Source organism: Microbacterium nanhaiense (assembly GCF_014646015.1).
Classification (GTDB): domain Bacteria; phylum Actinomycetota; class Actinomycetes; order Actinomycetales; family Microbacteriaceae; genus Microbacterium; species Microbacterium nanhaiense.
This window is the reverse complement of the sequence record NZ_BMMQ01000002.1, coordinates 387,755-400,255: the sequence shown is the minus strand read 5'-3', so window position 1 is coordinate 400,255 and position 12,501 is coordinate 387,755. Positions and strand designations below refer to the sequence as shown.

15 protein-coding genes and 1 pseudogene are annotated in these 12,501 nt (G+C 65.7%); 4 read left to right on the top strand and 12 right to left on the bottom strand.

What is annotated here, in order from left to right; all coding sequences use genetic code 11:
- Positions 1-17 precede the first annotated feature (17 nt).
- The 12 genes and pseudogenes from IEX05_RS04890 to IEX05_RS04835 form a co-directional block, all read right to left on the bottom strand.
- A complete protein-coding gene (locus IEX05_RS04890; RefSeq protein WP_373286284.1) occupies positions 18-290 on the bottom strand; it encodes a DUF6112 family protein in 273 nt (90 codons plus the stop codon).
- Between the two features lie 140 nt (positions 291-430).
- Positions 431-1,234, bottom strand: a complete 804-nt coding sequence (locus IEX05_RS04885; protein ID WP_188700249.1) for a MerR family transcriptional regulator — start codon at positions 1,232-1,234, stop codon at positions 431-433.
- Positions 1,235-1,237: 3 nt separating this feature from the next.
- Complete coding sequence (locus IEX05_RS04880; RefSeq protein ID WP_188700248.1) at positions 1,238-1,750, bottom strand: VOC family protein; 513 nt, start codon at positions 1,748-1,750, stop codon at positions 1,238-1,240.
- Between the two features lie 90 nt (positions 1,751-1,840).
- Positions 1,841-2,107 (bottom strand): DUF6112 family protein, encoded by a 267-nt coding sequence (locus tag IEX05_RS04875; protein ID WP_188700247.1) that lies wholly within the window; start codon positions 2,105-2,107, stop codon positions 1,841-1,843.
- 17 nt (positions 2,108-2,124) lie between these two features.
- Positions 2,125-3,309: pseudogene (locus tag IEX05_RS04870) on the bottom strand (M23 family metallopeptidase); the annotation flags it as partial.
- Between the two features lie 14 nt (positions 3,310-3,323).
- A complete protein-coding gene (locus tag IEX05_RS04865; protein ID WP_229661128.1) occupies positions 3,324-3,959 on the bottom strand; it encodes a hypothetical protein in 636 nt (211 codons plus the stop codon).
- Positions 3,960-4,043: 84 nt separating this feature from the next.
- Positions 4,044-5,036 carry a ParB N-terminal domain-containing protein gene (locus IEX05_RS04860; RefSeq protein WP_229661127.1) on the bottom strand — a complete coding sequence of 331 codons (993 nt, stop codon included), beginning with the start codon at positions 5,034-5,036 and terminating at the stop codon, positions 4,044-4,046.
- A gap of 3 nt (positions 5,037-5,039) precedes the next feature.
- Positions 5,040-5,897 carry a hypothetical protein gene (locus IEX05_RS04855; RefSeq protein WP_188700244.1) on the bottom strand — a complete coding sequence of 286 codons (858 nt, stop codon included), beginning with the start codon at positions 5,895-5,897 and terminating at the stop codon, positions 5,040-5,042.
- A gap of 93 nt (positions 5,898-5,990) precedes the next feature.
- The gene (locus tag IEX05_RS04850) at positions 5,991-6,365 is read right to left on the bottom strand and encodes a hypothetical protein (RefSeq protein ID WP_188700243.1); all 375 of its coding nucleotides are present in this window, start codon (positions 6,363-6,365) and stop codon (positions 5,991-5,993) included.
- A 14-nt stretch (positions 6,366-6,379) separates the two neighbouring features.
- Entirely contained in the window at positions 6,380-7,036 is a 657-nt protein-coding gene (locus IEX05_RS04845) for a DUF2637 domain-containing protein (protein ID WP_188700242.1), read from the bottom strand.
- Positions 7,036-7,947: a bifunctional DNA primase/polymerase gene (locus IEX05_RS04840; RefSeq protein ID WP_188700241.1), complete on the bottom strand. Its 912-nt coding sequence runs from the start codon at positions 7,945-7,947 to the stop codon at positions 7,036-7,038. The genes IEX05_RS04845 and IEX05_RS04840 overlap by 1 nt, the downstream gene beginning before the upstream one ends.
- Positions 7,944-9,041 carry an ArdC-like ssDNA-binding domain-containing protein gene (locus IEX05_RS04835; RefSeq protein WP_188700240.1) on the bottom strand — a complete coding sequence of 366 codons (1,098 nt, stop codon included), beginning with the start codon at positions 9,039-9,041 and terminating at the stop codon, positions 7,944-7,946. The genes IEX05_RS04840 and IEX05_RS04835 overlap by 4 nt, the downstream gene beginning before the upstream one ends.
- A 329-nt stretch (positions 9,042-9,370) precedes the next feature.
- On the opposite strand from IEX05_RS04835, the gene IEX05_RS04830 reads away from it, so the two are divergent.
- The 4 genes from IEX05_RS04830 to IEX05_RS04815 all read left to right on the top strand — a co-directional run bounded on the left by IEX05_RS04830 (position 9,371) and on the right by IEX05_RS04815 (position 12,469).
- The gene (locus tag IEX05_RS04830) at positions 9,371-9,796 is read left to right on the top strand and encodes a hypothetical protein (RefSeq protein WP_188700239.1); all 426 of its coding nucleotides are present in this window, start codon (positions 9,371-9,373) and stop codon (positions 9,794-9,796) included.
- 71 nt (positions 9,797-9,867) lie between these two features.
- Positions 9,868-10,344: a hypothetical protein gene (locus tag IEX05_RS04825; protein ID WP_188700238.1), complete on the top strand. Its 477-nt coding sequence runs from the start codon at positions 9,868-9,870 to the stop codon at positions 10,342-10,344.
- Positions 10,341-11,330 carry a DUF6545 domain-containing protein gene (locus IEX05_RS04820; protein WP_188700237.1) on the top strand — a complete coding sequence of 330 codons (990 nt, stop codon included), beginning with the start codon at positions 10,341-10,343 and terminating at the stop codon, positions 11,328-11,330. The genes IEX05_RS04825 and IEX05_RS04820 overlap by 4 nt, the downstream gene beginning before the upstream one ends.
- On the top strand, positions 11,327-12,469 hold the full coding sequence (locus tag IEX05_RS04815) for an alpha/beta hydrolase (RefSeq protein WP_229661126.1): 1,143 nt from the start codon (positions 11,327-11,329) through the stop codon (positions 12,467-12,469). Before IEX05_RS04820 ends, IEX05_RS04815 begins: the two co-directional genes overlap by 4 nt.
- The last annotated feature ends 32 nt before the right edge of the window (positions 12,470-12,501 follow it).

The window sequence follows — 12,501 nt, the reverse complement described above, 5'->3', positions numbered from 1 at the left end:
ATCTCAGTGGGCGCTGCTTAGACCTGCTGGCCGACGCCCCAGAAGAAGTTGATGAGCGTCACCGCCGCACCGCACAGCACCGCGGCACCACACGAGACGAGGACACCAACCTTGCCGCGGGAGGCGAGGTGCGGGTTCGAGGAGTTCGATCCGAAGCCCCACACGATCGCCGACACAATGAGCGCGAGCACGCTCAGGATGAGCCCGACGGTCATGACGGCACCGACGATGGTGCGCAGCTGCGCGATCCCAGGCAGGCCGGAATCGTTCGGGGTGATGCTGATGTCCATCGGCACGATGATCGGAAGGCTGATCAGTTGGGTGGCGAGTTCGTACACGGCGTTCTCCTAGCGGTACCCGCCCAACGGTTGGGCGGAGGCGATTGAGGGTCGCCTGCTAGGTGCGCCGTTCGTTCCTCACAAGGTTGCTGTCAGCCCCAAGCCACGTTGGAGAGATCGACACCTTGTTTTGCGGCGTTGGACTCGATCGCCTGTCGAAACCAGGTCGCAAGTCCTGGTGCGAGCTTGTCGTAGTGCTCTCGATACTCCGGTTGCTGTTCATATCCGCGACCGAGGATGACCTGCATGTCATAGGTGAGGGCAAAGTACGACTCGAACACCACTCGGTGACGCTCGGCAAGCGCATGGGCTTCAGGCGTATCTGGTTCGACTCCTCGCCGGAACACTTCAGCGAGGTCAGTTTCCAGCGCGGACATTGCTTCAGCGTTGGCAGCCCACTCTTCAGGAGTGCGGTGTGCGGACTTCTCGGCGTACTCGGCCCATTGTGCGTTGCCGCCCCAACGCTCCTTCGCTTGTTCGATCCATTCCGGGTTCCACCCGTCTCCAAAGATTTCCATCTGCTGCTGCGGAGTGAGGAGGACGCCCCGATCATGAGCTTCAAGGAGGCGCAGTAGTCCGCGTTCGGCTACCTGGAGTTGTTCAATCTTGCCCGCGACTCTGTCGAGCTGCTGACGGATCGCTACTGCAGGATCAGCCGCCGTTCCGTCAAGCAGGTCATCGATCTTCGCTAGCGGCACGCCTAGCTCGCGGTAGATATTGACGCGCTGCAATCGAACGAGATCCGGTGGCGTATAGAGCCGGTAGCCGCTGGCGGTACGTCGGCTGGGGCCAACCAGACCGATGTGATCCCAGTGGTGGAGAGTGCGCACAGTCACCCCGAGGCGGGTCGCTGCTTCACCGATTGTCAGCCCGTCGTCGAGGTGACTGTGCTTCATCACTTACTCGCTTTCTGGGGCTGTAATGCCGATTTCGGCAAGGTTCTTCATTTCCTGCGATGCAGGGTCGAACGGTTTGGCAGCGGTAAAGATCACTCGGACATTTTCCGGAGTGTGCACCTCCAGCTCCACCGAGTTCCACGGTGTGTGCCGAGGTGAAACCGTGCTGCCAGGCCACGCTTTCGCGCAGGATTCTTCGAGCGGTTCGATCTCATCAAGAACGCAGGCGAAGCTCACCGACGAAGCCGGGAGCTCCTGCGTGTCTTCCCCTGCTGCGACGAGGAGCACGTCCTGGAATGCCCAACGCCGAAGATGCACCATGCGGCCGGGCACATCGAACAGGTTGAAGAACCCAAGGCCCTCGCACCAGAACTTCTCAGATGCGGCCAGATCGGTCGAAGGGACGGTGACAAACATGGGCATCCCGTAGATGCCACGGTAGGGCTCGGGAGCCACAGCTCCAGGGATGGGCTCGGGGACGGGACTGATTTCGAATGCGTTGTAGTAATCACTCATGCCCACAGACTCCTCCCTGACGTTACGTCAGGGTCAAGTCAATCAGTTACGGCGTGTTGCCTGCTTAGAACGCAGCATCGTGCCCAGAGTTCAGAGCTGCCCTCCGACACCGATCAGCCAGTTGATCCACGCCACCCCGGCACCCGCGAGCGCCGCGGCTCCGACCGCGACGAGGACCCCGGTCCGTCCTTTCGAGGACAGGCCGGGGTTTCCCGTTGAGGAGGCGATGGCCCAGATGATGGCGCAGATGATGAGCATGAGTACGGCGACGATGAGGATGATTGTGAGCATCGCGCCGATCGTGGTTTTGAGGTCTCCGATGCCGCCGAGGCTGTCGAAGTCTGGGAAGACGTTCATCGGGCTGCTCCTCACAGTTCGCATCCGGTCGGGCCGGTGGTGGCTTCCGGTAGGTCGGCAGCGTCGTGATCGTTGAGCCACTTCGCCGGGTCGACCGGTTCGCTGTTCGTGCCGCCGGGGCGGACCTCGAAGTGCAGGTGCGGGCCGGTCGAATGCCCGGATGAGCCGACGTCGCCGATGTACTGGCCTGCGACGACGTTGTCGCCGACCCTCACATGGATGCCGTGAGCCCACATGTGCACGTACCCGGTGGCGACGGTTTCGCCGTCGAGCTGGTGCTCGATCACGATGTGCCCGCCCCAGGTCGCATCGAACTGCGCGACCGTGACGACCCCGTCGGCAGCGGCGAGGATCTGCGTTCCGTCCGCCGCGGACAGGTCGATCCCAGCGTGCGTGGTCGCTTCGCCGGTGATCGGATCGGTCCTCGGACCGAAGTCATCGGTCTGCACCCATGTGCCCTCCGGAAGCGGGAACACCACCTGCTCGGACGACTTCTTCGCCTTCGCCGCAACATGCTTCGAGTCGACGGATGTTGCTGTCGATGAGGCCCCGGCTCCGTTGCCGGTGGTGAGCGTGGTGAGGATCTTCTCGGCGACGGGTTCGTAGTTGTCGTAGCGATCAGGGTAGGCGGAGACTTCGACGGCTTGGGCGACTTCGCCGAGGCCCATCTGCTGCCATCCGGGGATGTCGAGGAGGCCTCGGGGCGAGGGATAGTTCGGGCCGGCCGGCCCGCCGTAGAACGCCTTCGCCTGGTACTCCGGGTCCATGAGCTCTTGCACGGTGCCCCACCCGGATTGCGGGCGCATCTGGAACAGGCCGAGCGAGTCATGATCGGACCCGTTGCCGTCGTTCGGGTAGTCGCCGGATTCGGGATATGTGCCGGTGTTGGCGAGCATCCGCAGCGTCGACTCGGTGAGCGCCGCCATGAGCGCGATCTTCGTCGCGTCACGGTCGATGCCGTCGATCTGCGAGCCGACGGTGATGATCGTGGCCGCATGGGTGAGCTGCTGCTTGTTCAGCGTGAACGAGACGCCGTCCGCGGTGGTGACGGTGAGTTCGTCGGGGACGTCGACGACGGTGACGCTGTTGACGGTGCAGGTGGCGTTGGCGCTGGGGTTGGCGATCAGGCCGATGCTCACGAGCCCGAGCGTCGGGGCGAGGAAGCAGAACGCGAGTGCCGCGAGGGCGAGCTTCTTGAGCATGATCCAGTCGCCGCCTACTTCAACGGGTTGTTCAGCTGCGACAGGCGCAGCAGGTAGCAGTCGTCGCCGCTCGGGCAGGCCATGAAGATCGTGAACGACACCTGCTCGCTCATCGCCTGATCGGCGCCGTCCCAGACGCCGTCGCGGTGACGGGTGCCGGTGACCGTGTATGCGGCAGCGCCGGGCGGGAGCTGCGCGGGCCGGGCCTGCGCGACAGCCTCGCTCCACTCGACCGGCACCTCGAGGGTGTCGACGTCGATGCGCTGCGTGGTCTCGTATTTGCGCAGTTGCACCCAGGCGTCGCGCGTGGGCAGGTAGCCCGCGATATCGGAGGCGAGCCCGGCCTGCTCGATACCGGACGGGTCGCCGACGTTCACGAGAGCGGCGGTGTAGTCCAGCGGGTACAGGCCCAACGTGGTGTCCCACCTGAACAGCGCCGCAGCAATTCGGCGTGCGAACGTTTCAGCGTCCCGCGTCGGAACGATCTCGGGTACTTCTGGCCGTGGTGCGGTCGTGGGCGGCACCGTCGGGACGGTCGTCTCCGGTGCGGGAGGAGGTGCGGTCTGGTCGTCGCCGTGTCGAGGGCCGGTGATGAGTCCGTAGGCTCCGATGCCGATGAGGGTGAGCATGACGACGCCGCAGGTGATCATAAGGATCAGCCTGCGGCGTGCGTGAGGATCTGGTGAAGCAGTCATACCCGACAGGTGCACAGGCCACCCCATGCACGTCGTCGGTCAGATCGCCCGGAGCCGCCCCCGAGCTGGCACGGCGGGTTCGTCGTTGAGGGCTGCGCGGAGGCGGTCGGCGAAGTCGTTCCACTCGTCGATGGCGGTGAAGAAGGTGTCGGCTTCGGGGCGTGTGATCTTCACGGCGATCTCGGCCGGGTCGGTGCTCGCATAGAGCGTGTGGAGCTCTGACCAGGTGAGCACGAACGCCTTCGGCGTCATCGGCGCGATCGCAGCGGTGCTGGCGCTGCGCTTCTTCGGCTTCTTCCCGCTGCGGATCTCGGAGAGCTTCGCTTCGGCAAGCTGGTGCAGCATCAGGTCCCGTTCGGCCTCGGCGGCAGCGATGAGGTTCTTCGCCTGCTGCCACCTCGGGTGCGTGGGAGCACCGTCTCGGATCTCATCGAGAAACCCCTGTGCTGCCTCACGGATCTCGGCCGGGTGGCCGGCGTCTTCGGCTGTGCGCTGGAGGAAGTTGATCTCCTCGAGCCGCGTATACGAGGACGTGCCCGTGACCATCTCGGCGGCCTGGCGGCGCGCGTCACCGATCGGCTCCTTCAACGGTCCCGCCGATTCGGCGGGACCGTTCCAACGTGGCTGATTCTCGGATGAGAGCTGCGTCGAGGCCTTCCGCTGCGCCGCGTCTGCCGCGAGGAGTTCCTTCATCTCGCGGTAGAGGGTGGCGGCTTCGACGGCGGTGAGGGGCTTGTGGAACGCGTTGTCGTCCTGCTCGGCGAGCATGAACTCAAGATCCGTGGAGATGCCCGACCGCACCCACACCCGAGCCTCGGACCAGCCGAGCTGCTTGATCGCCGCGAGCCTGCGCGCACCGCACACGAGCACCCCATCCGGGGTGACCGTGATCGGCTGCAAGATGCCCTCATCGTCGATCGACGCGGCGAGAGCGTCGATGTCGCCGAGATCCTTGCGGTGACGTGCGCCGACCTGAATCGAGTCGACGGTGCGGATCACCACCACGTTCTCGGGCTTGTCCTCGATAGCCACGGCTCAGCCCTTCCGTCCGGGAGCCGCGAGCGCGATCTGGAACACGAGCTCGTCATCATGCAGCAGCGACTGCACCGTGTCGCCCAGCAGCAGACGCATCAACAGGCCGCGACCGGCGGTCGAGGCCTGGAGCGCTGCCTGCGTGTTGCCGAGGAGTACGCGGACGACGGCTTTCCACGAGTCGGCGGGCAGGTCGAGCAGGATCGGGGCCTGCTTGTCGTGGCGGAGGATCTCGTAGGCGTTCGCGCGGGTGCCTGCGCGTTCGGTGGTCTCGCAGACCCGGTCGATCGTCACCTGGGCGGCCATCTTCGGCCAGCCCAGCAGTACGAACAGCTGCACCGCATCCGCGATCGCCGCCCGCGCCGTCGCCTGCGGCGTCACCACACCCGCCACCTCTCCGGTGAGGTCGTCGTCGCGGTCGTCTTCGTGGCGGTCGGTGACGCGGAACGCGGGGTGATAGTCCGACAGCGGCGTCTCGCGGTCGGAGATCCGCTCGGGGTCGTGGAGCTCGGAGATGTGGGGCCGGCGGGCTTTGTTCGTCGAGCAGAGCAGGCCTTGGCCTCGTTCTTCGGCGATGCAGGTGATCTGCACGGCACGGGTCACGACGCCCCAGGGGTCGTTCGCGCGGCGCGTGGACGCCATCCGCATCACCTCGAACGCCGCCGATGCTGCTTCCCAGGGATCTAACCCGTGCCTGCGTGCGAGGGCCGCGTATTTGCAGGCGGCGTGGGCCATGAGCTGCCCGGCGATCGGGTCGTGCTGCCATGCTCCCGGCCCCTGCTGGTGGAGCCGGGTGAGGACGTGCCGGAGCCCTTCGCCGGTGGTGAAGTCGTCGGCCGGATCTGCTGTCAAAGTCGTCATGTCAGAAAACCTCCTGAAGACCAGGTGCACACCGCGTCCCAGAACCGAACGGTCCCGAACCTCGGCGCACATGTTCGGATCTCCAGCGGCTGCTTATGCCATGCCGACCGGGCCGCGTTCCGCACCGGTACGAGTACCGGAGCGACCGAAGGCAGAGACCGGCGGGAGATGCCGGGCACGATCGCGCAGATAGCGCGCGGAATCGGCGGTCGCAGTGCGGGTGCGGCGCATCAGCTCGGTATGGAAGTCGATGCCCGCCCCGGCCACGCGCGACCCGGCACGCATCATGAGATCCCTGGGCCGGACCCATTCGACGCCACGGGCGCGCACCGCTGCCGGGTCGAACGCGAGATCCCGGCGATGCTGGCCGACCGAGGCGGCCTCGATCGCGTCGGGCACGCCGTTCGTTCCGGCGACATCGCTCGGCTCGATGCCGCTCGTGCGGGGCGTATCGGTGGTGGTGTTCATGATTCCTCCTTGGATTAATCCGCCCTTGCAACCAGGTCGGGTGCAGGGTCGTCAGTGATGTTCGTGGGGTCTTCGGCGGTGAGCCAGCGGCCGATGGTGGATGGGTGGACATCGAGTTCGCCCGCGATCTGCTTGTTGCTCCACCCCATGCCGCGAAGCGCCGCCGCGAGCTCTCGCCGATCCACCGTTCCCGGTTCCGACTCGTCGTCTTCGACGGCCTCGAGCTCGGCCAGCTCAGCGACGGGTTCAGGTACGGGGGCGTTGTCGTGTCGGGCGAGGATGACGGTGAGGTGCGTGATCGCGAGCAGCACGACGGGCGGCACAGCGGCGACGGCTCCGGCGAGGAGGCCGGGGACGTCGCTGTCGGCGGCGATGATCGCGTGGATCGCGTTCGCCGTCACCGATACCAGCGCACCGCCGATGAGCAGCGCCCAGGGATACCAGGCGGCAGGTTTCCCGGCGAGGGCGACGACGGCGACCGTGGCGACAACGATGATGCCGTCCACGATCAGCGGCCACGCCCACGCCTGCCCGGTCCCAATACCGGATCGGTGCGCGAGGTCGGCCAGCGAGGTGAACGAGAGCCAGAACGCACCCGCCGCGATGAACACCGTTCCCGCGACGGCCGTGATCACCGCCCAACGCCGCGGCCTCTGTCGTTGCTCGCGCATCACAGCGTCCTCACCGGGGCCGAGATCGACGGCGCACGGTTCGCCCACTGCCGTGCGGTCTCGTTCGGGCTCGCGGGTAACGACCCGGTGACCGTACGGAACGCCGAGCGCACCGTGGTCGACACTTCGCGCTCGCTGAGGCCTGCCTGCCCGCCGGCCGCAGTGAGGGCGTCGAGTGCTTCGGCGGTGCCGACGCCGTGTTCGGCCATCTTGCACGCCGCCCAGAACAGACCGTGGTTCCGCTCGCCCTCCTGAAGCCTCGACACCCAGCCGGCGAGCCGCTCCACCTCGCTCGGCGCATACGACGTCGCCACCCGCGCCAGAACGACCGGGCGCGCGTCGAGGAAGTTCCGCAACCGCTCCGTCTCGACAGGCATCGCACGGCCCGTTGCGAACTCGAACGCCCGGTACGGGATGCGGGTGCCGTCGATGTCGCGGCTCGTCGGCGGGACGACGATGTAGCCGCCGTCTCCACGGAAGTCGATGCCTGCCTTCGCCGCCTGCCAGCATCCCTGCGGCCCATCCGGCGACGCCGGGTAGTACAGGTGCCGACCGCCCGATGGAGTATCGACGGCGACCTCCCACCCGTCGAGGAAGTGCCGGGATGCCGCGCGCTGGAGCGCGTCATACCCGTTGACGCCGTGCACGTCGACATCGACGACCACAACACCGGACGGCATCCCGGTCGGGATCGCGAGCCCCGCCTGCGGGAACCGCTGCCACCACCGCTCCACCTGCGCGAGATCGGTGCTGGAGTCGTGGAAGCCGTGCCTGGTGAGCGGCCGCTTATCCTCACCAACCGGGAACACCGGCACACCCACTTTCGCGAGTTCTACAGCGGCCTGCGCCGGGGTCGCCCAGTCGGGCATCCGGTGCATCACGGAAGCGAACGAGCCCGGCAGCGCACTCATGCCAGGCTCCTTGCCGCAACCGGCTCAGCCGCACGCCCAGACGAGGCCGATTCAGCGAATCGAGCACCGCGCTCAGGCGCATGCGATGCCTCGGGCGTGCGGCGTTTCGGGGCGTCGCGGTCGAGGCCCGGTGGGACGCCGTTGCCGATCTGGGCGGTGTCGAGCTGGTCGAGGATCTTCAGCGCGGTCGCGCGGACGCGTTCGCCGGTGGCTTTGACGATCTCGGCGGGCTCTTTCCCGTCGACGTTCGCCGCCCACGACGAGACGTACGGGATCGTGTAGGCGCTGGTGTCCATGCCGTGCGCGGCACCGATCATCAGCGCCACCGACTCGGCCTCCACCTCACCGATCCCGCGATGCTGCCTGGCATCGACATTCTCCGGATCGTGCATGAGCACGTGCCCGAGCTCGTGCGCGAGCGTCTTCACCCGCGCCGCATCATCCATATCCGCACGCACCTGCACCGTGCGTGCCCCGTAGTCGGTGACGCCGTTCGCGCCATATATCTCGGATGCGCTGGCGGCGTCGGCGAGCGTGAACCCGGCGGCTTCGACCTGCTGCTTTAGGCCGTCCCAGAGGCCTGCCGGTGCCTGACCGGTGAGGAGCTGCGCACGTGGAAGCTCCGGCAGCGGATCGCCGTCGGTTTGCGAGACATCCCACACGTAGGCGGGGCGTACGCCGATCATCTTCGAACGCACGACCTCGCCGGGGCGGGGCTTCTCGAACTTGTTGAGCCGCCGCCACGATTCCGGATCTGACGGGTTCGAAGACGCGAAGCGGCCGGTCACCGGGGCAAGGATCTGATAGCCAGGCTGGCCCTTCATCACCTGACGTCCGAGATCTTGCCACTGCTTGTAACCGGCGACATACGTCGGCACCGGTTCGGTGACGAGACCCTGCTCGTATGCTCCCTGGTGCTGGAGCCAGATCAGGAGCGTGTTGTTGAACGAGCGGCTGCGGAAGTTCGCCGCGAACGCGATCGCCTGCTTCCAGTCCTCACCCGTCACGAGCTGCTCGACCGCCCCGGTGAGCTTCTCGTGCAGCTCATCGAGCTTCTGATCTCGCGCCGCCCTGCGGTCTTCGACAGTAGCCATCACCCGGCCTCCTCTTCGCCGTAACGCCGCGAATCGAAGTGCGGCGATATGACTCAGAGGTGCGCACCAGCTTCCAGCAAGCCGGAGCGTGGGCCGGTTTCGGGCATGGGGGTATCGCATGGTGCACCTCCTCGGTGCAGTGGCGCGAGCATGCCCACATTTCCCTCGTTGAGCATGCTCAAACGGAGCGGGCTTTCCGTTCTACACCCAAGTTTGAGCATGCGCAATGGTTGTGTCGAGCATGCTCAAGGTTTAGATTGATCATGCGCAACAACCGACGATGGTGGTCGCGCGCTTCTGCCAATCCCGACCTGAATGGAAGGGGCGTCATGCACACAACCGAAGAAGAGACCCGCACCGCAGCAGCACTGCTCGCGAAGCGTCTGCGGTTATTGCTCGACGTCAAGGCAGCCGAGTCCGGCTCGGAACCTTCCTATTCAGAGATCGCCGCGTTCCTCAAAGAACGCGATACGAACCTGTCCCGCTCCCGTTGGACGTACATGCTCAACGGGACTCGCAAAGTTGACGACCCCGATGTGTTCGCAGGCCTCGCGGAGTTCTTCGATGTCGATGTCGACTTCCTCACCGGTGATAGTGACGTGTCCACCCCAGAAAAGGTCACCGCACAGCTGGATCTCGTCCGGGCGATGCGTGCGGCGAAGGTGAAGTCCTATGCGACTCGCACCCTCGGTGATCTGTCGCCACAGACCCTGGAAGCTATCACGCAGTTCCTGGATCACGAGATGACGAAGTAACCGAGCAGCTTCGGCGTCACGCCTCACCAGACGTGCACCGCGGATGTTCTCGAGCAGACAGTGAGCACACCGTGAATATCGACCAAACCGTCGCCGCCGCCATCGCGGCGCTCAACTTGGGAGATCATTTCTCGTTCGACGCCCTCACCCAGGCGATCGAGCACCAGCGTGGACGCAAAATCCAAGTCTCCGAACTCCCAGAGCTCGGCGACAACGAAGGGCTCTGCGCAGTCCTGTTCTACGCAGCGGATCGCGACCTGATCCTCCACGCGCACTCCGATTCTCGGCTGCACACGCAGCAGTTCATCCTGCACGAGTTCGCCCACATCATCCTCGGCCACTGCGACGACGACGGCATCTCGCACGACCTCTCCGACATCGACGGGCTCCTGCCCGACATCCCCGCAAGCATCCGCTCCCGAGCACTGGCACGATCCGATCTCGCTACCGAACAGGAGGTCGCGGCCGAGTCGCTCGCGGATGTCCTCGCGGCACGGATTCGTGGATCGGCGTTCGCCGACACGAGCTACACGGAGATCTTCGGATGACGCAGCTGCTCGTCGCGACCGTGATGTGGCTGCTCGTCGTGAGCCTGCTCATCCTGCGACGACGACGCACCGACCACAGCATCACCTACGCATCCCTCGCCATCGCGATCTCCATGACCCTCAACGTCGACGAGGTCTACTTCACCTTCGATCGGATGCTCGGCACCACGAACATCACCACGATCATCGGCGACGGCCTCCTCATGATCGGCCTCTCCTTCCTCGGCCGCGGCGTCATGAAAGCCGGAGAGTATCGGCCACGGCTGGCCAGGATTGCTGTTGGACGGCCGGCCCTCGCCGTGGCGCTTGCCGCGGTGATCGTCTCGTTCGTCTTCATCGACCGAGGCTCGACGACCGACGCGTTCATGCGAGACGTCGGCGACCAGATCGCGGCCTGCACCTATTCGCTCACCGTGTTCACGTACTGCGCGATCGTCGTCGGGGCGATGCACGTCCTCGCGATCAGCCAGTGGCGCGCCACCCGCGGGCTCCTGCGCATCCCGTCGATCCTGCTGACGTACGGGTCGCTGTGCGGGCTCGCCTTGTGTGTGACCGTCTGGGTGATGGACATCGCGCACGTCACCGGCAACTTCGCCATCCTCGAAGCAGCCATCCCGTTCTACGGACCGCTCATGCTCTCCGCGTTCGTGTTGCTGTGCGCCGGATTCTTCGCACAACCACTCACCAGGCTCCTACGTAGACGCTTCCATCAGCTCCGCACTGACGTGCTCATCGCCCAGCTCGAGCCGGTGTGGCGGAACGCGAACGCAGTTCGCCCTGGGCTCAGCAACCGGCAGACCACCACCGACTATCTGGACGATCCGGACGCGAGACTTCACCGCCAGGTCGTCGAGATCCGCGACGCCATGATCGACCCCCGCGTGAAGTTCACGCTCACCCGCTGCCAGCTCGCACTCATCGAACGCGCCGAGCGCCACCTCCTCGGAACAGCACCGCCCATCCGAACAGTGAAAGAGCCCGCGTGAAACCCGCACGCATCGTTGCCGCAATCACAGGGGCTGCAGCAGTCGTAGCAGCGGGAGCCGCTGCGCTCGGATGGATCGTCGCGCGGACGCTCACCGCACCCGTCAGCGGGCGCGACTTCGACCTCCGCGTGCACGACGTCGAGCACGACGGCGAGCGGACTTGGATCGTCCTCGACCGCACCAGCGACACCGCTGCTACCGGGATCTACAACCTCGGGTTCGAGCACGGCGGCTGGGCACAGCTCGGCCCAGAGATCCGTGACCATGGGCCGGATCGTATCGCCCGTGCCGTCACCGGCGCGTCCGACGGCCTCGAACCGAAACCCGGCGATCGTGTCTCATGGAGTGGCATCTACTACGCCACACCCGCCGATGCCGGCCTCGACGCCCGCGAGATCACCATACAGACTCCGGGCGGAGCCTGCCCCGCGTGGCGGATCGACGGATCATCAACCTGGGCGATCCACATCCACGGGCTCGGCGGCACCCGAGCCGGAACCCTGCGTGGCGTCCAAGTCGCCACCGAGCTCGGATACACGTCACTCGCCGTCAGCTACCGCAACGACGGCGACGGCCCCATCATCGGCAGCGGCCGCGCAACACTCGGATGGACCGAGGCCGACGACGTCGAAGCAGCGATCCACTACGCACTCCGCTGCGGTGCTGACCGGGTCATACTCTTCGGCTGGTCGATGGGCGGGACCATTGCACTCCAGCTCGTGCTACGACCACACCTCAAGCCATTTCTCGCGGGACTCGTGCTCGACTCACCGGTGCTTGACTGGCGACGCGCGATCCGAGCGAACTGCAAGCACGCAGGGCTGCCCGGATTCGCCGAGAAGCTCGCGATGCCGTGGCTGGAAAGTGCTCCTCTCGCGCGGCTGCTCGGGCTACCGAGCGAAATTCCAATCGACGCGATGAGTTACCGAACCTCGGCGAAACGACTTACAACTCCCACGCTGATCATTCATGGCGCGGGCGACCTTTCAGTGCCAATCGACGCTGCGGCTGATCTACGCGACATGCGTCCGGACCGTGTCGAGCTGTATCAGTTCAATTCGGGACACACCGTGAGTTGGAATCGAGAGCCCGCGGCCTGGCGCACCACGATGTCACACTGGCTCCAGCGAACGACCTGACATCGAGCGACGTTCTACGATCGGCGGTCACG